Below are 21,072 nucleotides of genomic sequence, written 5' to 3'. Positions count from 1 at the left end.
TAGGTTGCTCGTCGGTGTCCGATTTGTCGGGGGCACCCGGGAGAATAGGTGGGCGTGGGGACCCAGTAGCCGATGACCTGCGGGTATTCGGGTAACAGCGGAAGGTGGGGTCATGTTCCTGGTCGGTGTCATCTCGGCGTGTCTGGCTGCGGTGGCATATGGGATGTCGACGGTGCTGCGCGCGCTCGGAGCTCGGCGCGTGGCCACCGAGGCACGCGAGGAGGGCGAGGACCACACCAATTCCGCGGGCGGACCCACGCTGCAGTCGACGATGTCGACATTCGTCGACCCGGCGTTCATCCTCGGCACGATGATGGTCGTCATCGGCTTCGCCGGCGGCGCGATCGCGGCCCGATTCCTGCCGTTGTTCCTGTCGCAGACCATCGTGTCCGCCAATCTCGTGGTGACGGCGCTGCTCGGCACGATCATGCTCAACATCGCACTACAGACCCGCGACTGGATTGCTATCTGGTTGGTGGTCCTGTCGCTGTGTCTGCTGGGGGCGTCGTCGTCGCATCAGACCGGCGGCGGCGAGGAACGCGCCTTCCACTGGGGTCTGTTCTTCGACACGCTGGTGCTCTGCGCATTCGCGCTCTTCGGTGTGTATCGCCTCGGCCGACACGGCGCGATCGTCGGCGGCGCGGCCGCGGGGTTCCTGTTCGGCGTCATCGCGATCTGCGTCCGCGTCCTCGACGGCGTGCACCCGTTCGACGGTGTGGCACTCATCACAGATCCAGCTGCATGGACGATCGCGGTGGCCGGCGCCACCGGGTTCTTCGTGCAGACGGTGGCCCTCCAACTCGGAGCGGTGAACGGCGTCACCGCGGTCCTCGTCGTCGGTGAGACCGCCGGCCCCAGCCTGGTGGGAGTGCTGTTCCTGGGTGACACCGCACAACCCGGACTGGGCTGGCTGGCCATCGTCGGCTTTGTGGGCGCGGTCATCGGAGCGGTGCTGGTGGCCTGGTACGGCTCGGGCGATCCCGATCACTTCGGAGAGGCACCGCCGATGAAAGGCGGCTGGCGGCGCGGCCGCGAAGACGCACCCGAACCCGCCGTGTCGGCCCGCGAGGACGACATCGACAGCCTCCCCCTCGACCCGTTCGGAATGCCGATCCGGCTGACGCCGCGCACCGAACCGGGGTCCACCCGCGACGGGGACCACGAGCCGGACTGACCCGACGGTGTTGACACGGTGAGCGGTCTTGACGACTGTGGAAACCGTGTCAGATACCACCGCGTCGCGCAGCGCCTACGAAACCCTTGAACCGTTTCACGTCCTCGCCTACTTCAGCCCGCTGTTGCGGGATGCCCAGCGCGACACCGGACTCGACCCGCACGCCTTCTACGTCGGTGCACGTGGCGCCCCGCTCGGCGCATGTGTCCCGGCCGTCGTGACGTCGACGTTCTACAACTTCGCTCCCGAACTGATCGAGAAGAGCTGGACCGCCGCGCTCGACGTCGGACTCGATCGCGTTGCCGCCCGACGCGACGCCATGCTCGACGCGCAGCTTCGCGCCATCCTCGGCGGCGCCGCAGACGATCCGACCATCACCGAGCTGACCGCCGGTTATCGAGAACTCGCTGTCGGGCTGCCGATCGGTGGTCGGGCGCTGGCTGCCGGGTGGTCGACCGCAACGCCGCCCGAGTCCAGCGTTGTAGCGCTCTGGTATGCGGTCGCGGTGCTCCGAGAGTGGCGCGGGGACAATCACATTGCCGCGCTCGTCCTCAACGGATTGCACGGTATCGACGCCGTCGCCTTCCACGAGTCACAACTCCCCGATCCGACCGTCAAACGCCGCGTCCTGGGCCGCAAACTGGTTCAGCTCACGCGCGGTTGGAGCGACGATGAATGGGAGGCGAGCGTCGACCGGCTCGTGGCCGCCGGCCTCGCCGAACGCACCGACGACGGACATCGCCTCAGCGCCGACGGCGGGGCGCTCTACGACGACATCGAGGCCACCACCGACGCACTCGGGGAATCGCTCTGGTCATCGGACGGTGCCGCAGACCTCGTCGAGCGGACGAGACCGATCGTCAAGGCCGTCATCGACGCGGGCGTGCTCCCGGGGACGAAGAAGAAGGGCTGAATCCGCCACGGATCACGGCTGCGCGCAGTAGATGTTGACTATGACCGACCTCGCCGACGACATCGCCGCGATCAAGAACCTCAAGTACCGGTACCTGCGTGCCCTCGACACCAAGGACTGGGACGCCTTTGCCGACACCCTCACCAAGGATGTGACCGGAAACTACGGGGAGAGCCTGCAGTTCGGGGATCGTGACGAACTGGTCGAATACATGCGCACCAACGTGGGGCCCGCGGTGATCACCGAGCATCGCGTCGACCACCCGGAGATCGACATCGACGGCGACGAGGCGTCGGGCCGCTGGTATCTACAGGATCGGGTCATCGTTCCCGACTTCTCGTTCATGCTGATCGGGGCGGCCTTCTACGCCGACCGCTATCGCCGCACCCCGGACGGCTGGCGCATCAGCGCAACCGGGTACGACCGCACCTACGAGGCGACCGTCGCGCTCGGCGACCTACCGAGCTTCACCGTCCGGACCGGACCTGCCATCCACCTCTGAGGCTCCGAGCGTCATGTCGCAGCCGCCGCCGCTCAGCGCCGACCACGTATTCCGGAATCGGCGGGACGCGGGAGTGGATCTCGGACAACGGGTTAGGGCTGCCGTCGACTCCGACGACCGCGGCCCGATCATCGTGCTGGGTCTGGCCCGCGGCGGCCCGGTGGCGCGCGAGGTTGCCGACGCCGTGGACTGCGAACTCGACACTCTGGTGGTACGCAAGATCGGGGCACCCGGTCAACCCGAGTTCGCGATGGGCGCGATCACTCACGGCAACCACGTGGTGGTCAACGACGACATCCCCCGCAGACTCGGTGTGACCACAGCACAGTTCGACGCCGCGCTCGCTCGGGAGAGCCGCATCCTCGCCGACCGCGAGGCGCGCTATCGTGCAGGGCGCGAGCCGCTTTCGCTTGCGGACCGGGTGGTGATCCTGGTCGACGACGGGCTGGCCACCGGGACGTCGATGTCGGTGGCCATCGACGCGGTGCGTGCGGCCGGGGCGTCGCGGGTGATCGTTGCGGTGCCCACCGGACCCACGGACATCTTCGAACAGATGCGGGCGGCGGGCGCAGACCAGGTGATCGTCTCGGTGACTCCGACGCCGTTCCACGCGGTCGGACAGTCGTACGCCGATTTCACCCAGGTGGGTGACGACGAGGTGGTTACCGCGCTGGAGCGCCCTAACCGTCCTTGAGGAGCAGCGCCGCGATGTCGGCGCGATCGGTGACGTCGAGTTTGGTGCAGGCACGGTAGATGTGGCCTTCGACGGTGCGTACCGACACGGTGAGTCGCTGGGCGATCTCCTTGTTCGACAGTCCGGCCGCCACCAGGTTGGCGATCTCACGTTCGCGCGAGGTCAGCGGCAAGGGCCGGGCAGCCTCGACGAGCGCCGGGGTCCGCAGTCCTCCGCACTCCGACGCGAGGCGGTTGGCCACCGCCGCCGAAGCGACTGTCGCCGAACGATTCTCCTCCTTGTCGTGCATGACGCTGGCCTGGGCGGCGGCGTCTGCCGCGGAGAGCCGAATGCCGAGTTGCTCGAAATCGGCTGCGCACACATCCAGTTCGACGGCGTCGCCCTCAGCGAGCGCGATCGCGTGCCGCGCGTACACGGCGACGACCGGCCCGTCGACCTGCTGCGCCAGCTCACCGAGTCGCTCGCCAACCGACTGGTCGCCGAACCGGGCGGCCGTGTGCAACGCCTCGGCCTCGATGGCGAATTGCCCAGTGGTCCGAGCCTTGTCCGCTGCCTCGTGTGCGAGTTCGACTGCGCGGGTGAGCGTTCCGGCCGCGGCCGACTGCCATGCCTCGGCGATCGCCAGCATCGAACCGAAGATCGCCACGTTCTTCCCGTACTTCGCTCGCGCCTTCACGAGGACGGCCTCGGCCTTCTCGGTCTGCCCGAGAGCGCTGAGCGCCTGCGCGAGGTAGATGCGGGCGGGGTAGTTCCACGACAGTGAGAAGCCCTCGCCGTCGAGGATCGCCAGCGTTTGCTCCATGCGTCGGGTGACCGAGGTGCACGCCCCCTGCGGCATCTCGACGGCAGCCACCAGAATCCCCGACATCGCCCACCCCAGGTACTGCGCGGTGTTGGCGAAATCGACGTAGCGCGCGGCGGCCAGATTGCCGTCGTCGAGCCGACCGGTGAGCGTGAGCGCCAGCATCTCGCCGAAAGCGGTCGGGAAGCGCAGCATTCCGTCGACCTCGAGTCCACGACCGCGGCCGGCCACCTTCTCGACGGCACTGCCCTGACCTCGCAGCGCCCGCGACAGACTGCCCCCGAAGACCGCCCACTCCACCGCCCACGGCAGCGGGTGCTTCTCGGCGAACACCTCGTCGGACAGGCGAACCGCGTCGTCGATCCGGTTCTCGAACAGCGCGCACGCCGACGCGATACCGGTGACGATGGGACGCAGGCCCGGATCCTGGATGCGTTCGAACAGGATCTCCAAGAACTCTTCGGCGCGGTCGGCGTCGCCCATCGCCCAGAACATGTTGCCGACGCGCAGCCCGCCCCAGCGCAGGATCTGCGCCTCGTTGTCGAAGTCGTCGGGGTCGAAGCGGCTGAGGATCTGCTCGGCCTCGTCGGGATGGCCCTGCCACATCAGGGCCCGGGCCAGCATCTCCGCCTCGTCGAGCCCGCCGCCCTCCTCGAGCGCTGCGCGCGCGAACCGCTCGCCCATCGGGATCTGCGCCAGGTTCATCGCGTCCCGAGCAGCCGCACCGAGCAGTTCGAGGTCGATGTCGACGTCACTCTCGATGGCCAGGTCGGCCAGGCGGATGCGTTCGGCGGGCGTCGTCCGCGGTCGTTCACGCAAAGCCTTGACGAGCTTGCCGCGCAGCCGCCGCGACGACACCAGACCCAGACGACGACGGATGACCTCGCCGAACAGCGGGTGATGGAAGCCGACGTTGAGCCGTCGGCCGTCCCGGACGATGCGCACGAGCCCGGCGATCTCCGCCTCTTCCACCGCTTCTTCGCCGGCGAGTTCGGACAGGACGTCGATGTCGAGGGGCTCGCACAGGCTCAGGTACTTCAGTGCGGTGAGCACGGTGTCGTCGAGTTGCTCGATGCGGCCTTCGAGCAGCGACGCGAGTTCGGAGGTGATCGCGGCGCGGCCGCGCAACTGCCAGATCCCCTTGACCTGCCGCAACGTATTGGCCTGCCGTGCACCGTCGACCATGTGCCGGAGGAAGAGCGCGTTACCGCCCGACGCCTCCCACATCAGGTTGGCCGAATGCTCCTCGAGTTGCCCGCCGAGCACCGACTCGATGAGGTCGACGCTCTGCTCCTTGGTGAAGGGTGACAAGGTGATTCGAGTGAGGTGGTTGTCTTTCCACAGCGAGGTGACGGCGTCGGGCACCACCTCGCCGCTGCGCACCGTGGCGACGATGTGGACGGCGCGGTCGATGGCAAGCTGATGCAGCAGCGTCGCCGACAGTTCGTCGAGCAGATGGGCGTCGTCGACGCCGATGACCACGTCACCGTCGGCGAGTAGCGATTCGCGGGCCGCGGCGAGGTAGGTCACGGGATCACTGGACGTGGCCGGACCGACGAGATGCGCGAAGACGCCCAACGGAATCGACCGGGCCGACTCGGTGCCCGCGACCCACCGGACGCCCGACGACAAGCCGGCCGTGACATGACGCGCGAGCGTGGTCTTGCCGACGCCGGAATCGCCGGTGAGGACCACGCCGCACCCGGTGGTCTCCCCGCGCAGGGCAGCCTGAATGGTTCGGAACTCGCGTTCACGCTCCACCAAGGGCCAATTCCCGGACATGCCTGCAGATTTTAGACTCATCGGTAAGTCTCGGCACCAGTCGCGGTCAAGTCTGACCGAACTGTTCACATCAGGCGTCGCGTTTGTTGACCACGGCGATCGCTGCGCCGAGAATCACCAGCGCGACCAGGGCAAAGTAGACCAGTGAACCGTAGATGTTCCAGTGGAAATCGCCGGTGTCGCCGGTGAGGAACCGCCAGCCGTTGGTGAACGGGAGGAACGGCACCACCGGCTCCCCGACCTTCGGCAGCAGAGGTATCACGACCGTCTCCACGAGGAGCGTCCACACCAGCACGATCGTCACCGCACCCGCCGTCTGCCGGATCAGTGCACCCACCGCCACGCCGATCAGCATCGCCAACGCGATGAAGATGGGCGTCCCCCAGAGCTGACGGATGGCATCCGAACTGGTGAGGTCGAAGTCGTCACCGGCAAAGAGCTTGGCGATGACCAGACCCAGCAGGCAGATCACGAAGGTCACCACCAGGCCGACGATCGCGAACACCACCCCCTTGGCGACGAGCACCTGCCAACGGCGGGGCGTTGCCTCGAAGGACAACCGGATGGTTCCGAAGCGGTACTCCGTGGTGATCCCCAGGACCGCCATGATCAACAAGACGGCGAGACCGAACTGGTTCACGCCCAACAGGTAGACGTTCGCCGGGTTGTCGGTGAGCTCGTCGACCGGACCGCCCGACGAGATCAGCGCGGCCAGACCCAGACCCAGGACGGCCACGATCGCCACGCACCAGTAGGGCGAGCGCGTGCTCATGAGCTTGATCCGCTCCGAGTCGATCGTCGCGATCATGCCACGACCCCCGTTCCACCCTGGTATTCGACGTCACCGGCGGTGACCTGCATGAAGACCTCCTCGAGCGATGCGGTCTCCTCGGTCAGTTCGTGCAGGACCACCCCGGCCGCAGCGGCCAGGTCGCCCACCTGGTCGGTGGTCGTGTCGGGCACCACCATCACCGGTCGGCCCTTGGCGTCGGCGGGACCGGGCGCCGGCGCCAGGCCTGCCGCGGCCAGCGCGACGTGCAGATCCTCCAGCTGCGGACCGCGCACCCGAACCGAAGTCTGTGCACGCGAGGTGAATTCGCTGACCGAGCAGTCGGCGATGAGCCGCCCGCGGCCGATGACAATGAGATGGTCGGCGGTGAGCGCCATCTCGGCAAGGAGGTGGCTGGAGACGAAAACGGTGCGCCCCTCCGAAGCGAGCTGTCGCATGAATCCGCGAATCCAGACGATGCCCTCGGGGTCGAGGCCGTTGACCGGCTCGTCGAACATCAGCGTGTGCGGGTCACCGAGGAGTGCGCCGGCGATGCCGAGCCGCTGCGACATGCCGAGCGAGAAGCCACCCGCGCGCTTGGTGGCCACCGACGTCAGACCGACCATCTCGATGACCTCGTCGACCCGACTCGCCGGAATCCGGTTGGCCGCCGCCAGCCAGCGCAGATGCGACCGCGCACTCCGGTTGGGATGGACCCATTTGGCGTCGAGCAGCGCCCCCACCTGCCGGATCGGATCCTCGAGATCCTGGTAGCGCTGACCGTCGATGGCGACCGAACCCGAGGTGGGACGGTCGAGGTCGAGCATCATGCGCATCGTGGTCGACTTGCCGGCACCGTTGGGGCCGAGGAAGCCCGTCACGTGCCCGGGTGACACCTCGAAACTGAGGTTGTCGACGGCGCGCTTGTCGCCGAAGTCTTTGGTGAGCTTCTGGACTGTGAGCACACCCCGACCATAGCGTGACCCACTCAACTGCTGGTCGCGCGCTCGGGCGACGACGCCTCCGCCCAGAAGCGACGCGGGATCCGTCCCGCCTGCGCCGCGAGCCGGCCCGCGAGAACCGCGTGGCGCATGGCGGCGGCCATCCGTTCCGGGTCGTCGGCCCGGGTGACCGCCGACGCCAGCAACACTCCGTCGCAACCGAGTTCCATCGCGAGGGCCGCGTCGCTTGCGGTGCCGATCCCGGCGTCGAGGATCACCGGCACCTGCACCCGCGCGACGATCATCTCGATGTTGTGCGGGTTGAGGATGCCGAGGCCAGTGCCGATCGGGGAGCCGAGGGGCATCACAGCAGCGACGCCGATGTCTTCGAGCCGGGCAGCGAGGACGGGGTCGTCGTTGGAGTAGGCCAGCACGGTGAACCCGTCCCGGACCAGCGCCGACGCGGCGTCGACCAGTTCGATCGGATCGGGCATGAGGGTGCGTTCGTCGGCGACCACCTCGAGCTTGACCCAGTCGGTCTCCATGGCCTCGCGGGCCAGTTGCGCGGTCAGCACCGCCTCGGCCGTCGTGTGGCAGCCTGCCGTGTTGGGCAGGGGTGCGATGTCGAGGCGCCGGAGCAGGTCGAGCACTCCGGTGCCCGACGCGGCGTCGACCCGCCGGATCGCGACGGTGGTGAGTTCGGTGCCCGACGCGATCAGTGCGCGTTCGAGGACCGCCAGGCTCGTCGCGCCGCCGGTACCGGTGATGAGTCGTGATCCGAACTCGCGGTCCGCGATCCGCAACGGATCTGTGCAGTCAGCCACCCTGCACCGCCGTCACGACCTCGACCACCGAACCATCCGGAATGGATTGCGCCCACGAGCCTTTCGGGACGACCGCGCCGTCGACGGCGACCGCAACCCCGCGGTCGGGCAGGCCCAGATGCGTCAGCAGCGCGGCCACCGACGTTTCCGGGGCCACCGCTGTCGGTTCGCCGTTGACCGTGATCGTCATCTCTCGCCTCCCGAAGTCATTGCCGCCGGTGTGGGTGCCCGCCGCGGATCACCGAGCAGCCCCACCACCTCGTCGGCCGTGAGTGGTGCGAGCACAATTCCGTTGCGGCCGTGGCCGGTTGCGACCACGGTCCGCTCGTCGAGACGCCGAATGATCGGCAGTCCGTCCGCCGTGCATGGACGTAGGCCCGCGCCCGCCTCGACGAGTTCGTACGTACGCAGCCCCGGCATCACCTCGGTGGCGTCGGCGAGCAGGTCGAGCACTCCGCCTGCCTCGGGAAGGATATCGCCGGCATCGACAGGAGCTTCGTATTGCGTTGCGCCGACGACGATTCCATCGGCACGAGGCACCAGGTACACATTGCGGCCGCCGACCGCCGCGCGGATCACGTGGCGCGGCGGTGGCACCGAGGACCGCGTGCGCCGCAACCTGAGCACCTCACCCTTGGCGGCCTGGAGTTGCGCCTGCGGCCATAGTGCGTTGGTGCCCAATCCGGCGGCGAGGACCACCTGGTCGTCGTCGAGCGCGTCTCGCGAACCGATTCGCGTGTCGTCGAACACGACGCCCGACGCGCGGGCCGTGTCCCGCAGCGCTGTCAGGAGCCGCCGATTGTCCAGTGCCCATTCGCCTTCGGCGCGGTAGCCGCCCACGAGCCGGGTACTCAGCGCCGTCTCGAGTGCGCGGATGTCGCGGCCGGTGATCGAGGTGAGCACCGTGCGAGCGTCGGTCTGCTGAGACCACACGAACCGGGCGAGATGGTCGAGACGGTGCAGGTCGGCTGCGGTACCGGCGACGAACAGCGAATCGGTGGCGGTCACGACGTTCGGGTCGCCGAGCCGGTCGATGAGGGCGGGCCAGCGTCGAACCGATTCGACGGACATCGCGAGCAGCGTCTCTTCGCCCGGAATGCCCTCGCCCAACGATCCGAGCATGCCGCCGGCCACATGTGAGGCACGGTCGGCGACTCCCGCGTCGACGACCCGCACACGCCAACCGGCGTCGGACGCCGCAAGCGCAATGGACAGCCCGATGACGCCGCCGCCCACAACGGCAACACTCTGCACGTGCAATCACCTTCCTTCGCCGGCATTACCCGGATCAGGTCAGACGGTCTGCGGCTTCTCCGCACTCTCAGCCCGGCCGGGCTCCCGTGATGTACTCCGATCATGAGCCTACGCGGCCGGTCGGTCTTGGTTGAGTGCAGCCCGGTCCGCCAAAGCGGCGTCGACGAGCCCTGACCGCCGCGAGGTAGCGTCTACCCGATGACCACCTCGCCCCGACAGCGACTCGACACGGCGACGCTCTACCTGTGCACCGACGCACGGCGAGAGCGCGGCGATCTGCTCGATTTCGTCTCGAAGGCCATCGACGGTGGCGTCGACATCGTCCAGTTGCGCGACAAGGGATCGGTCGGCGAGGAGCGATTCGGGACGCTGGAGGCGCGTGAAGAACTCGCGATCCTCGCGGAGCTGCGTCGGGTGGTCCGTGCTCGCGGAGCGCTGCTGGCCGTCAACGATCGCGCCGACATCGCGGCCCTGGCTCAGGCCGACGTCCTGCATGTGGGCCAGGGTGATCTCGCGCCTGCTGCCGCCCGGCAGATCGTCGGGCCCGACGTGGTCATCGGGCTGTCGACGCATGATGTCGACCAGGCCGCAGGCGCCGCGGCCGACGACGACGTCGACTACTTCTGCGTCGGCCCGTGCTGGACGACGCCCACCAAGCCGGGACGGCCGGCGGCCGGGCTGGATCTGGTGACCTCGGTCGCCGCGACGAACTCGGTAAAGCCGTGGTTCGCGATCGGCGGCATCGACCTCGCCCGGCTCCCCGAAGTGCGGGCAGCCGGGGCGGAGCGGATCGTCGTCGTGCGTGCCATCACTGCGGCGGACGATCCGGAATCGGCGGCGCGAGCGCTGGTCCGAGGCTGACCAGCTGCCCTCCGGCCTGGAGGGAATCTGTACGTGGCGGCCCGACCAAGTGCACAGTGCATTTCGTCGCGCCGGCAGGTACAGATTCCCGACGCGGCGAATAGTCATTTGCCGCCCGGCGAACGGCGGGTCTAAGGTGGTCGCCATCATGCTGTACATCGCGAACGCGCTCGTAACCCGCCGCAGCGGGGTCTGAATCTGACCGACCCCCCGCTGCGGGGTCTATGCGTGCGCACGTCGGTCATCTTCACTTCGACCGAAATCGGTACACGCGATGCACAGCCTTCATCTTTCTCAACGATCCTGTTCGTGCGATGAGCACGCCGGTCGGCCCATGGGCGACCCGTTCGCCCGCCGGTACGGCTCACCACTGCCCCGGGGTATGCGCGAGGAGGCATCCGGCATGACCTTTCCAGAATTCATCGATCACTACTCCCCCGGCGGAAGCATCCGACTCGGGTCATGGTCCATGGAGCCCACCCACCACGACCTCGTCGAGTGCCGCGCGACCTTCGCGCTCGAGGACCGGATCATGTCGCTGTCCGCCGTTGCCAGCGGTCCGGTCGGCGCGATGACGTCGATGCTGCACGAGATCGGCGCACCCATCTCCATCGTCAAATCCCACCAGCGCGTCAGCGACGGCCAGATCACGGCATTCCTGCTGTGCGAAAGGGACGACCGGCAGGTGTGGGCGCTCGGTGACGGCACGACGTGCGACGAGGCCAACGTCAACGCGCTTGTCGCGGGTGCGAACCGGCTGCTCGCCGGGAGCGAGTGAGTCTGGGCGGGCCGCCTACCCGCCGAACGCGACGCCAGGCACGTGCGCCCACAAAAGTAGGGGAAGAAGTTTCTTCCCCGGCCCTTGGTGTCTTCCCCGAGAAATTTCTCGCGGACGACTACAAACCCCGGGGAAGAAACTCGTCCCCTAGATTTTGCGGGCACGACGCTGGCTCATTTCCGCAGGTCAACGGGATTGGTCGCCAAATTCTTCGAATCAGGCCTGCAGGTCGAGACGGGCGATGCGCTCGCGGAGGCCGGGCCAAGCCTGACCGAATCCCGGGTGTAGTGGCAGTGTGTCGACGTCATGTTCGCCCACCCAACGCAGTTCCGCCGATTCGCCGTTGGCGACCGTGCGGACCGGTTCGGACGTATCGGCGATGACGGTGGTGTAGGTCCACCCGCTCGGCGATTGGTGGGTGACCAGCGCCGCGACAACCGTGAGCTGGTCGGCGCGGACCCCTGCCTCTTCGTCGGCTTCGCGCACGGCGGTGTCGATGGCGCTCTCGTGGGAGTCCCGCGCACCTCCGGGGAGACCCCAGGTGCCGCCCTGATGAGACCAGACCGCTCGATGTTGCAGCAGTATTCCGGTCGCACCGCCGTCGAGTGGCGCCCGGAGCAGGAGTCCCGCCGCGCCGTGGACACCCCAATACCGTGAGCCGTCCGGATCGATCACCCAACCGTCGCCGTCCCCGCGCACTCCGCCTCCTCGCATACCGGTTGTCGTGATGCAACCGGGCATCTCCACCGTATGTGAGTCAGACAACCCTCGCCAGGGTCATTCGGTCCGACATATCGGACCTCGATCTCGGGCAGTGTCGAACCCGGTCGGGTACCCCCGACATGGCCTAGGCTGAAACACATACAGGACTGAGAAGGGATCTTGAGGTGACCGGCGACGCGTCCCCGATGCGGACCGTACTCACCCGCGCCGGAAGGACGGTGCGGCCCGGACAGTCGTCGCCCCCGATCCGGCAGGTACTCGCCGACCGCCGCGAACTCGTCGCCGCAGCTCGCGAGCGCGCCCAATCCCCCTTCGCCACCCTGCGCCACTATGCGGTGACGACACCCGGCAAGCTCGTCACCATCCTGATCGTGCTCGCCGCGGCGTCGGTCAGCACCGGGTTGTACGCATCGACCGTGCTGGAGAACCGCACCCAAACCCTGCAGCGCATGATCGACCGGGCCGAGCCCCTGGCCGAAGCGAGTCAAGTGTTGTACTCATCGCTGTCGGTCGCCGATGCGTCGGCCAACGCCGCGTTCATCTCCGGCGGGCTGGAGACCCCCGAACTCCGTACTCGCTACGCCAATGCGCTCGCCACGGCTTCGTCGTCGCTGATCCTCGCGACCGGCAGCTCAGGTGAGCCCGGCGCGGACGGCACACCCGATCGAGACGACAAAGCGGTCGCCGCCGATCTCAACACCCTCGCGGTCTCCATCCCGGTGTACAGCGGACTGGTCGAGACGGCGCGGACCAACAACCGGCAGGGCAACCCGGTCGGCTCCGATTACCTCGGCCAGGCGTCGTCGATGATGCAGGACCAGATCCTGCCGGCCGCGCAGCGCCTCTACGAACAGCGATCGCTGGCGATCGCCGACCCCCAGCGAAGCCTGAGTCGTCCGCCCTGGACCGTCTACGCGGCGCTGTTGGCCGTGCTCCTGGCCCTGATCCTCACCTCCCGCTACCTGGCCAGACGTACCCGGCGCCGCTTCAATCTCGGCGTGGTCGCGGCGATCTTGGCGATCACCACCGGCACGGTGTGGCTCTTGGCGTCGGGGCTCATGTCGGTGGCCGCGACCAGCGACGCCCGCACCGGCGGGGCCGACCCCCTCCGCGAACTCACCGCCGCGCGCATCCTGACCCAGCAGGCGCGGTCGGCGGAAACCCTGGCACTGGTGCGGCGCGGTGATCAGGGTGGGCTCGAACGCTCCTTCGCCCAGTCGACCGAAGGCATCTCCGCCACCGTCGCACGCCTGCGCGACAACGAGGACGTGCGACGTTCGGTGAGTACCGAGCAACTCGACGCTGTCGCGTCCGCGGTGGAGCGCTGGAAGGCCACCGACGCCGTAGTGCGCGGGTACATCGAATCCGGCGCCTTCGGACGCGCACGCACGATGACCGTCGGCGACGACGAGAACAGTTCGGCGACCAGCTACAGCGCGGTCGACAAGGCCTTGGTCGACGCCATCACATCGGCGCGAACCTCCTTCCGTGACGACATCAACACCGCCCAGCGGGTCCTCGGTTTCACCGGCACCGGCATCTTGATGCTCACCATCTTCGCGGCCGCCGCAGTCATTCTCGGCCTGATACCGCGCATCAGGGAGTACCGATGAACACGAATACGATTCGGCGCCGCAGCACGGTCTTCGGCATCCTCACCGCCGCCGCGCTGATCCTCACCGGGTGCGTCACCTTCCCCGCACCCGACGCCCCACCCCCGACCGCCACCGCGATCACCCCCATGCCCGCGGGAGTGCAGACCAACGTCCCCCTCGAACCGCCGCCGAATGCCGAATCCTGCAACGCCACCGAGAGTCTGCGGCCACCGGCCCGGATGCCGGCGCCCGGCCGGATGCCGCCGAGATCGTCGATGGGCGAGATCGTCGCGCATGGACGGCTCATCGTCGGGCTCGACATCGGGTCCAACCTGTTCAGCTTCCGAGATCCGATGTCGGGTGACATCAAGGGATTCGACGTCGACCTCGCCCGCGAGATCACGCGCGCGATCTTCAACGATCCGGGGCGCGTGGAGTTCCGGGTGCTCAGTTCGGCCGAACGCATCGAGGCCCTCAAGACCGGGGCGGTCGACGTCGTGGTCAAGACGATGAGCATCACCTGCGAGCGCCTTCGTGAGGTCAGCTTCTCCTCGCCGTACTATGTTGCCTCGCAACGCATTCTGGCACTGAAAGAATCCGGCATCACCGGTCCGGAGAAACTGGCGGGCAAGCGGGTGTGTTCGGCACGCGGTGCGACGTCGATCGGACGAATCCAGTCGATCCAGCCGCGCGCACATCTGATCAGCACCACGACCTGGGCGGATTGCCTGGTGTTGCTGCAGCAGGGCCAGGTGGACGCGGTGACCACCGACGATGCGATCCTGGCCGGCCTTGCCGCGCAGGACCCGTGGGTTCAGGTCGTCGGCCCCAGTCTCGGCGAGGAATACTACGGAGTCGGAATCCCGCACGGCAAGGACGATCTGGTGCGCTTCGTCAACGGTGTCCTCGAGCGCATTCGCGCGGACGGAACGTGGTGGCGCATGTACAACCAGTGGCTCACGGTCCTCGGGGACAGCGGCGGTTATGGTCCCCCACTCGTGACCTATCGGGACTGATGCGATGACGACCGATCCTGAACCGCACGGGGATTCGCCGACGCAGGCAAGTGACGCCGACGAGTCCGAGCACATCGGCACCCAACGTGTGTCGCTCGACGCGCTGCTCGACGACGAGACGCCAGAAGACGAACACGTCGGCACACAGCAGGTCAGTCTCGCCGACCTGATGGGCGACGACGATGACGATGACGGTGGTCCTGCCGATGGCGACGACTACCAGACGATCGGAAACGAGGACGCCGACACCGATCCACAGGGCGATGCACCAACGCAGGCAACCGAATTGCCGGGTGTCGACGCCCAGACCGATCGGGTCTTCGCGACTCGGCCGCCGGTGGCCCACGACGCGCCGGTCGGATCGGGGCGCCAGACCCGACGCCTCGTACCCAGCCGTCGCGCAGCGGTCCACGAACGGCGGCTCGGCAGCGGGCTGGTCGAGATGCCGAAAATCGTCGACATCGAGCCTGAGGACGCCGTCCTCGACCATCCGGTCATCGTCGAATCCAAACGCGTGTGCTGGCGTTGCGGAAAACCGGTGGGGCGCACCTCCGGTCCGGGGAAGGGCGAGGTCTCGGGCACATGCCCGCATTGCGGTGCGCGCTACTCGTTTGTCCCCGGGCTCGCACCGGGCACCGTGGTCGCCGGCCAGTACGAGATCACCGGCGCCATCGCGCACGGCGGACTGGGATGGATCTACCTCGCGATCGACCGAAACGTGTCGGATCGGCCGGTGGTCCTCAAAGGCCTGCTGAATTCCTCGGATTCGGAGGCACAGCGGGTCGCCGTCGCCGAGCGCCAGTTCCTGGCGTCGGTGAATCATCCCGGCATCGTGAAGATCTACAACTTCGTCGAGCACATCGGCGAACAGGGCGAGCGCTACGGCTACATCGTCATGGAGTACATCGGCGGACGGACGCTCAAGCAGATCACCTCGGATCATGAAGGTGCCGAACTACTCTCGGTGGAACAAGCACTCGCCTACATTTTGGAAGTGCTGCTCGCCGTCGGATACCTGCACTCGGTGGGCCTGGTGTACAACGACGTCAAGCCCGAGAACATCATGGTCGGCAGCGACGAGGTGAAGCTGATCGATCTGGGCGCGGTGTCGGCGATCAACGGTTACGGACATCTCTACGGCACACCCGGTTTCCAGGCACCGGAGATCGTGAAGACCGGACCACAGGTGGCCACCGACATCTACAGCGTCGGACGGACCCTCGCCGTGCTGACCGTGCCGATCGAGATGCGCAAGGGCCGCTACGTCGACGGCCTCCCCGACCCGTCGACCACCCCGGTGTTCGAGGAGAACCCGTCGTACTATCTTCTGCTGCAACGAGCTACGGCCACCGATCCCGGTGATCGATTCGCGTCGGCCGAAGAGATGACCACCCAGGTACTCAACGTGCTGCGCGAAACTGTCGCGGTGCACACGGGTGTTCCCCGGCCCGCGTTGTCGACGGTGTTCACGCCGCAGCGCTCGACATTCGGGACCGATCTGATGCTCGCGCCGGTCGACGGCTTCTTCGATCCCGACCAGGCCGCCTTCTACGATCCGGTCGACATCGCCCGGGCGCTGCCGGTTCCGCTGGTCAATCCGATGGATCCGGCTGCGGGCCTGCTGACCTCGGCCGCGCTGTCGGACCCGCGGCAAACCCTCGACTCGATCAATGCCGCGCGCGCTGAGGGTTTCGTGTCGCTGCTCGGCCGTCGTGCCCAGGAGGGCCACCCGTCACTGGAGATCGATCTGGCCGAGGCAAGAGCACACCTCGAACTCGACGACGTCGACACCGCCTTGGCGCTGCTCCGCGAAGTATCTGTACACCACGGCAATTCGTGGCGCGTGCAGTGGTACATGGGTATCTGCGCGTTGATGAACGACGAACCCGAACTCGCCTACGAGCGATTCGACGAGGTGCTCAGCGCGATGCCCGGCGAGATCGGACCCAAACTCGCGGTCGCCGGCACCGCCGAATTGATCGGCCGGTGGCTGTCCGACGAGCAGGGCGAGTCACCGGCGTCGGAACGGCGAATCTCGGAACTCTTCGATGTGGCGCAACATCACTACCACGACCTGTGGCTCACCGACCATGGAATCGTCACCGCTGCTTTCGGTCTCGCACGGCTGTCGGTGGCTGTCGGAGACTACGACGAAGCGATCCGCCCACTCGATGAGGTTCCCGCAACCAGCCGGCATTTCAACACCGCCCGCGCCACGGCGGTCATCGCGCTGGTGCACGGTCGGCCACCATCGGAGGTCACCCGCGAGCAGATCGTCGAAGCTGCCCGGCGGCTCGAGCAGATTCCCGACACCGAACCGCGCAAATCCCGGATGCTGCTCATCGTCCTCGGTACCGCGCTCGGCTGGATGCATGAGAACCCCGACGCCGCAAAAGATTCCAGCGAGCCGTCGACCCTGCTCGGCTTCCCGTTCACCGAGTCGGGTATCCGCGCAGGGACGGAACGCTCACTGCGTCATCTCGCCCGGCAGACCCGAACCAACCGCGACCACCGCTTCATGCTCGTCGACCTCGCGAACTACGTCAGGCCGGACACGCTGTTCTGATCCGGCGGACTCTCAGGCCACCACGGCGGCGGACTGCCGGGCGATGGCGAGTTCTTCGTTGGTCGGGACCACCAGCACGTCGATCTCCGAGTCGTCCGCCGATATGCGCCGTGGCTCCTTGCTGCGCACAGCGTTTCGCTCCGCGTCGATGATGATGCCGTAATGCTCGAGGCCCGCGAGGGCATCGGCGCGAACCGGGGTCGAGTTCTCCCCGACACCAGCGGTGAAGGTGATCGCATCCACCCGGCCGAGCTCGATCATGTAGGCACCGATGTAGCGGCGGAGGCGATGAATGTAGACATCGTAAGCCCGGCGGGCATTCTCGTCACCGGCCTCGATCAGCGCCGAGATCGCGCGAAAGTCGTTCTCGCCGCACAACCCTTTCAACCCCGACTGCTTGTTGAGCAGGGTATCGATCTGATCGACGGACAGCTTGGCGACGCGGTGCAGATGCAACACGAGGCCCGGATCGAGATCGCCACTGCGGGTACCCATCACCAGCCCTTCCAACGGTGTCATCCCCATCGAGGTGTCGATGGGATGGCCACCGGCAATAGCCGACGCCGACGCACCATTGCCGAGGTGGAGAACGATCTGGTTCAGCTCGTCGTAGTCGCGGCCCAGGAAATCCGCGACGCGATGCGACACGTAGTCGTGGCTGGTGCCGTGAAAGCCGTAGCGGCGGATGGCATGGAGGTCCGCAACCCCCCGGTCGATGGCATACGTGGCGGCGGCGTCGGGCAAACCGTGGAAGAAGGCGGTGTCGAAGACCGCGACCGACGGGACGTCGGGCAGAAAGGTCCGGGCGGCCTCGATACCGATCAGATTCGCCGGATTGTGCAGCGGCGCAAGGGGTGAGATCCGGGTGATCTCGCTGATCACCTCGCGAGTGATGATGGTCGGTTCGTAGAACGTCCGACCACCGTGCACCACCCGATGGCCGACGGCCACCAGACCCGCCGCCGCGAGATCGGTGCCGTTGTCGGCGAAACATCGGATGGCCCACTCGATCGCGGCGAGGTGGTCGGCGATCGCCGCGGTCTCGCGGATCTCGACATCCCCCTGCTCATGGGTGATCGACGAGTCGTTCTCACCGATCCGTTCGACGATGCCGTCGGCCCACACCTCACCGGTATCGGGGTGTAGGAGTTGATATTTCAGCGACGACGAGCCGGCGTTGAGGACGAGAACGGCACCGGTCGGCGCCGGGAGCGAAGAGAGCGGGCCGTATTCCGTCAAGCCGCTCACTGCTCGCCTCCTGCGGGCTGCTGGGCCTGGATCGCAGTGATTGCCACGGTGTTGACGATGTCGGACACGAGTGCGCCACGGGAGAGATCGTTGATGGGCTTGTTCAGCCCCTGGAGCACCGGTCCGATCGCGATGGCGTTCGCGCTGCGCTGCACCGCCTTGTAGGTGTTGTTGCCGGTGTTGAGGTCCGGGAAGATCAGCACGGTCGCCCGACCGGCCACCGCCGAATCGGGCATCTTGGTGACCGCGACGCTGGGCTCGACCGCCGCGTCGTACTGGATCGGCCCCTCGACGAGTACCTCCGGGGCACGCTCACGCACCAAATCCGTTGCCACCCTGACCTTGTCGACATCTGCGCCCGATCCGGACTTGCCCGTCGAGTAGGAGAGCATGGCAACGCGCGGCTCGATGTCGAACTGCGAAGCGGTTTGCGCCGAGCTGATCGCGATGTCGGCGAGTTGTTCGGCGGTGGGATCGGGCACGATGGCGCAGTCGCCGTAGGCGAGAACCTTGTCGGCCAGACACATGAAGAACACACTCGAGACGGTCGACACACCCGGCTTCGTCTTGATGATCTCGAAGGCCGGCCGGATGGTGTGCGCGGTGGTGTGCGCCGCCCCCGACACCATCCCGTCGGCGCGGCCGGTGTGCACCATCATGGTGCCGAAGTAGGAGACGTCGCGCATCATCTCTTGTGCGCGTTCGAATTCCATACCCTTGTGCTTGCGCATCTCGGTGTAGGCCGCGGCGAACTCGTTCAGGTGATCCGACGACGCGGGATCGATGATGTCGACGCCGGTGAGGTCGACGCCGAGATCCGCGGCACGGGTGTGCACGGCGTCGCTGTCGCCGAGGAGCGTCAGATCCGCGACGTTGCGTCGAAGCAAACGCCCTGCGGCGCGCAGGATCCGGTCGTCGTCGCCCTCGGGGAGCACGATGTGTCGGCGCTGCGCGCGGGCCCGCGCGATCAGCCCGTACTCGAACATCTGCGGGGTCACCACGGTCGGGGTGCCGACGTTCAACTTCTGCAGCACCTCTTCGGGATCGACGTGCTCTTCGACGAGCGAGAGCACCGCCTCGATCTTGCGAGCCGAACCCTTTGCCAGCCGACCGCGCGTATGCGCCGCCGTGCGGGCGGTCTCGTAGGTGCCCTGTTGGCAGACCAGAATCGGCAGGTTCGGCCGGAGTCCTTGGACCAAAGCCTCGATCATCGGATGCGGTCGCAGTCCACCGTTCAGAATGATCCCCGCCAGCCGCGGAAACCCTTTGGCCGCATTGGCATTCACCAGCGCCAGCAGGACGTCGGACCTGTCGGCCGGGGTGATGACCACGGTGCCCTCGGTGAGACGCTCGAGGATGTGCTCGACGGTCATACCGCCCACCATCACCATGAGCGCTTCCCGATCGAGGAGTTCGGTGTCGCCGCTGTACATCTCGGCGCCCAGTTCCTCTTTCAGCTCGGCCATCGTCGGCGCGACGAGGATCGGCTCCTCGGGCAGACACAGTGTCGGGATACCGGTCTTCTCGAGTTCCTTCTCGATCACCACCAGTTGGTCGGGCGGACAACGATTGGCCACGAGCGCCACCGTCGTCGCATGTGACGCCGCGATCTCCGCCATCAACAGTTCCGCCAGACCGTGCACCTCCTGAGGAGTCCGGTCGGCGGCCTTGAGCGCCAAGATGATCGGTGCCGATAGGTTGGCGGCGATCCGCGCGTTGTAGCTCAACTCCGACGGGCTGCCCACGTCGGTGTAGTCGGAGCCGACGATCACCACACGATCGCACCGCGCCTCGACCGCGTGGAAACGAGCGACGATCTCGGCGATGGCCGCTTCCGGGTCCTCGTGCACCTGGTCGTAGGTGACCCCGATGCAGTCCTCGTAGTCGATGTCGACCGAGTCGTACTCGATGAGAAGGTCGAGGATGTAGTCGCGTTCACCCGCAGCGCCACGCGAGATGGGGCGGAACACCCCGACCCGGCCACCTGTTGCGGTGAGCAAGGCCAGCAGGCCCAGCGCGACCGTCGATTTTCCGGTGTCACCCTCCGCGGATGCGATGTAGATGCTGTGCGAGGTCGGAGTTGCGTCGTCGCCCATGCGTGCCAGCCTAGCCGTTGGGGGTGGGTACGGTCGTCAGAGCAGGATGCCGGGATTGCAGATCCCGGCCGGGTCCACAACGCGTTTCGCGGCGTTCAGCAACTCGACACCCAGGGCACCGATTTCGTCGTGATAGGCGGCGCGATGATCGCGGCCCACCGCGTGGTGGTGGGTGATGCTGGCGCCGGCGGCGCGGATCGCGGCGTTCGCGGCGGACTTGGCGGCCGCCCAATCGGCCAGCGGGTCCTCGCCGAACGGCGCGACGACGGTGAAGTACAGCGACGCACCCGAGTGGTACACGTGACTGATGTGGCACATGACCAGCGGTGGTGTGCCCGACGCGGTCAAGGCATCGGTGAGCGCTCCGGTCACCGACGCCTTCAGGTCGGCCAGCCCCGACCAGAACGTGACCGTCTCCAAGGTCTCCACCAACACACCGGCGTCGAGTAACGGGTCCCGGAGGTACGGCGCCCGGAACCGTCCGGTACGCCACGACTCCCCCGGTTCGGTACCGAGCGGGGTGGCGCCGCAGTC

At 67.2% G+C, this 21,072-nt stretch carries 19 protein-coding genes and 1 riboswitch; of the genes, 9 read left to right on the top strand and 10 right to left on the bottom strand.

What is annotated here, in order from left to right; genetic code table 11:
- The first annotated feature begins 112 nt into the window (after nucleotides 1-112).
- From ABZW74_RS11970 to ABZW74_RS11955, 4 genes are read left to right on the top strand one after another with little or no spacing between them, the layout of a single operon-like run.
- Entirely contained in the window at nucleotides 113-1,174 is a 1,062-nt protein-coding gene (locus ABZW74_RS11970; RefSeq protein ID WP_355276399.1) for an EamA/RhaT family transporter, read from the top strand.
- A 37-nt stretch (nucleotides 1,175-1,211) separates the two neighbouring features.
- Nucleotides 1,212-2,087, top strand: coding sequence for a hypothetical protein (locus ABZW74_RS11965; RefSeq protein WP_355276445.1), 876 nt, complete (start codon nucleotides 1,212-1,214; stop codon nucleotides 2,085-2,087).
- Nucleotides 2,088-2,127: 40 nt separating this feature from the next.
- Nucleotides 2,128-2,589, top strand: a complete 462-nt coding sequence (locus tag ABZW74_RS11960; protein ID WP_240860637.1) for a nuclear transport factor 2 family protein — start codon at nucleotides 2,128-2,130, stop codon at nucleotides 2,587-2,589.
- A gap of 13 nt (nucleotides 2,590-2,602) precedes the next feature.
- Nucleotides 2,603-3,283, top strand: coding sequence for a phosphoribosyltransferase family protein (locus ABZW74_RS11955; protein WP_355276397.1), 681 nt, complete (start codon nucleotides 2,603-2,605; stop codon nucleotides 3,281-3,283).
- Here the strand turns inward: ABZW74_RS11955 and ABZW74_RS11950 are convergent.
- The 6 genes from ABZW74_RS11950 to thiO all read right to left on the bottom strand — a co-directional run bounded on the left by ABZW74_RS11950 (nucleotide 3,270) and on the right by thiO (nucleotide 9,655).
- Nucleotides 3,270-5,867 carry a LuxR family transcriptional regulator gene (locus ABZW74_RS11950; protein WP_240860634.1) on the bottom strand — a complete coding sequence of 866 codons (2,598 nt, stop codon included), beginning with the start codon at nucleotides 5,865-5,867 and terminating at the stop codon, nucleotides 3,270-3,272. The genes ABZW74_RS11955 and ABZW74_RS11950 overlap by 14 nt on opposite strands.
- A gap of 70 nt (nucleotides 5,868-5,937) precedes the next feature.
- Entirely contained in the window at nucleotides 5,938-6,675 is a 738-nt protein-coding gene (locus ABZW74_RS11945) for an ABC transporter permease (RefSeq protein WP_355276395.1), read from the bottom strand.
- On the bottom strand, nucleotides 6,672-7,601 hold the full coding sequence (locus tag ABZW74_RS11940; RefSeq protein ID WP_355276393.1) for an ABC transporter ATP-binding protein: 930 nt from the start codon (nucleotides 7,599-7,601) through the stop codon (nucleotides 6,672-6,674). Before ABZW74_RS11940 ends, ABZW74_RS11945 begins: the two co-directional genes overlap by 4 nt.
- A gap of 23 nt (nucleotides 7,602-7,624) precedes the next feature.
- Nucleotides 7,625-8,401 carry a thiazole synthase gene (locus ABZW74_RS11935; RefSeq protein WP_308221072.1) on the bottom strand — a complete coding sequence of 259 codons (777 nt, stop codon included), beginning with the start codon at nucleotides 8,399-8,401 and terminating at the stop codon, nucleotides 7,625-7,627.
- Nucleotides 8,394-8,591, bottom strand: coding sequence for a sulfur carrier protein ThiS (gene thiS, locus ABZW74_RS11930; protein WP_240860630.1), 198 nt, complete (start codon nucleotides 8,589-8,591; stop codon nucleotides 8,394-8,396). The genes ABZW74_RS11935 and thiS overlap by 8 nt, the downstream gene beginning before the upstream one ends.
- Entirely contained in the window at nucleotides 8,588-9,655 is a 1,068-nt protein-coding gene (gene thiO / locus ABZW74_RS11925) for a glycine oxidase ThiO (RefSeq protein WP_240860629.1), read from the bottom strand. Before thiO ends, thiS begins: the two co-directional genes overlap by 4 nt.
- Nucleotides 9,650-9,753, bottom strand: a riboswitch (TPP riboswitch). Its footprint overlaps the gene before it by 6 nt.
- A 100-nt stretch (nucleotides 9,754-9,853) precedes the next feature.
- On the opposite strand from thiO, the gene thiE reads away from it, so the two are divergent.
- Together thiE and ABZW74_RS11915 are read left to right on the top strand one after the other, a co-directional pair.
- Complete coding sequence (gene thiE, locus ABZW74_RS11920; RefSeq protein WP_355276390.1) at nucleotides 9,854-10,516, top strand: thiamine phosphate synthase; 663 nt, start codon at nucleotides 9,854-9,856, stop codon at nucleotides 10,514-10,516.
- Between the two features lie 403 nt (nucleotides 10,517-10,919).
- Nucleotides 10,920-11,294 (top strand): hypothetical protein, encoded by a 375-nt coding sequence (locus ABZW74_RS11915; protein ID WP_355276388.1) that lies wholly within the window; start codon nucleotides 10,920-10,922, stop codon nucleotides 11,292-11,294.
- A 216-nt stretch (nucleotides 11,295-11,510) separates the two neighbouring features.
- On the opposite strand, the gene ABZW74_RS11910 is transcribed toward ABZW74_RS11915, so the two are convergent.
- On the bottom strand, nucleotides 11,511-11,993 hold the full coding sequence (locus ABZW74_RS11910) for an NUDIX hydrolase (RefSeq protein WP_240860625.1): 483 nt from the start codon (nucleotides 11,991-11,993) through the stop codon (nucleotides 11,511-11,513).
- A 188-nt stretch (nucleotides 11,994-12,181) separates the two neighbouring features.
- Between ABZW74_RS11910 and ABZW74_RS11905 the strand changes: the two genes are divergently transcribed.
- From ABZW74_RS11905 to ABZW74_RS11895, 3 genes are read left to right on the top strand one after another with little or no spacing between them, the layout of a single operon-like run.
- Complete coding sequence (locus ABZW74_RS11905) at nucleotides 12,182-13,630, top strand: hypothetical protein (RefSeq protein ID WP_240860623.1); 1,449 nt, start codon at nucleotides 12,182-12,184, stop codon at nucleotides 13,628-13,630.
- Nucleotides 13,627-14,628: a glutamate ABC transporter substrate-binding protein gene (locus ABZW74_RS11900; RefSeq protein ID WP_240860621.1), complete on the top strand. Its 1,002-nt coding sequence runs from the start codon at nucleotides 13,627-13,629 to the stop codon at nucleotides 14,626-14,628. The genes ABZW74_RS11905 and ABZW74_RS11900 overlap by 4 nt, the downstream gene beginning before the upstream one ends.
- Before the next feature lie 4 nt (nucleotides 14,629-14,632).
- Nucleotides 14,633-17,194, top strand: a complete 2,562-nt coding sequence (locus tag ABZW74_RS11895) for a tetratricopeptide repeat protein (RefSeq protein WP_355276385.1) — start codon at nucleotides 14,633-14,635, stop codon at nucleotides 17,192-17,194.
- 12 nt (nucleotides 17,195-17,206) lie between these two features.
- On the opposite strand, the gene ABZW74_RS11890 is transcribed toward ABZW74_RS11895, so the two are convergent.
- The 3 genes from ABZW74_RS11890 to ABZW74_RS11880 all read right to left on the bottom strand — a co-directional run.
- Nucleotides 17,207-18,442 carry an acetate kinase gene (locus ABZW74_RS11890; protein WP_355276383.1) on the bottom strand — a complete coding sequence of 412 codons (1,236 nt, stop codon included), beginning with the start codon at nucleotides 18,440-18,442 and terminating at the stop codon, nucleotides 17,207-17,209.
- Nucleotides 18,439-20,538 carry a phosphate acetyltransferase gene (gene pta / locus ABZW74_RS11885; RefSeq protein ID WP_240860615.1) on the bottom strand — a complete coding sequence of 700 codons (2,100 nt, stop codon included), beginning with the start codon at nucleotides 20,536-20,538 and terminating at the stop codon, nucleotides 18,439-18,441. The genes ABZW74_RS11890 and pta overlap by 4 nt, the downstream gene beginning before the upstream one ends.
- Nucleotides 20,539-20,574: 36 nt before the next feature.
- On the bottom strand, nucleotides 20,575-21,072 hold a 498-nt coding region (locus ABZW74_RS11880; RefSeq protein ID WP_355276381.1), incomplete at its 5' end, for an FAD-linked oxidase C-terminal domain-containing protein.

The sequence above is a fragment of the Gordonia sp. NPDC003585 genome (assembly GCF_040610755.1).
Classification (GTDB): Bacteria; Actinomycetota; Actinomycetes; order Mycobacteriales; family Mycobacteriaceae; genus Gordonia.
This window is presented reverse-complemented; position numbering and strand designations above follow the sequence as displayed.

Coding starts and splice junctions, on each gene's coding strand:
- ABZW74_RS11970 (WP_355276399.1), top strand. CDS start 113: ATGTTCCTGGTCGGTGTCATCTCGGCGTGTCTGGCTGCGGTGGCATAT.
- ABZW74_RS11960 (WP_240860637.1), top strand. CDS start 2,128: ATGACCGACCTCGCCGACGACATCGCCGCGATCAAGAACCTCAAGTAC.
- ABZW74_RS11955 (WP_355276397.1), top strand. CDS start 2,603: ATGTCGCAGCCGCCGCCGCTCAGCGCCGACCACGTATTCCGGAATCGG.
- ABZW74_RS11950 (WP_240860634.1), bottom strand. CDS start 5,867: ATGTCCGGGAATTGGCCCTTGGTGGAGCGTGAACGCGAGTTCCGAACC.
- ABZW74_RS11945 (WP_355276395.1), bottom strand. CDS start 6,675: ATGATCGCGACGATCGACTCGGAGCGGATCAAGCTCATGAGCACGCGC.
- thiS (WP_240860630.1), bottom strand. CDS start 8,591: ATGACGATCACGGTCAACGGCGAACCGACAGCGGTGGCCCCGGAAACG.
- thiE (WP_355276390.1), top strand. CDS start 9,854: ATGACCACCTCGCCCCGACAGCGACTCGACACGGCGACGCTCTACCTG.
- ABZW74_RS11915 (WP_355276388.1), top strand. CDS start 10,920: ATGACCTTTCCAGAATTCATCGATCACTACTCCCCCGGCGGAAGCATC.
- ABZW74_RS11900 (WP_240860621.1), top strand. CDS start 13,627: ATGAACACGAATACGATTCGGCGCCGCAGCACGGTCTTCGGCATCCTC.
- ABZW74_RS11895 (WP_355276385.1), top strand. CDS start 14,633: ATGACGACCGATCCTGAACCGCACGGGGATTCGCCGACGCAGGCAAGT.
- pta (WP_240860615.1), bottom strand. CDS start 20,538: ATGGGCGACGACGCAACTCCGACCTCGCACAGCATCTACATCGCATCC.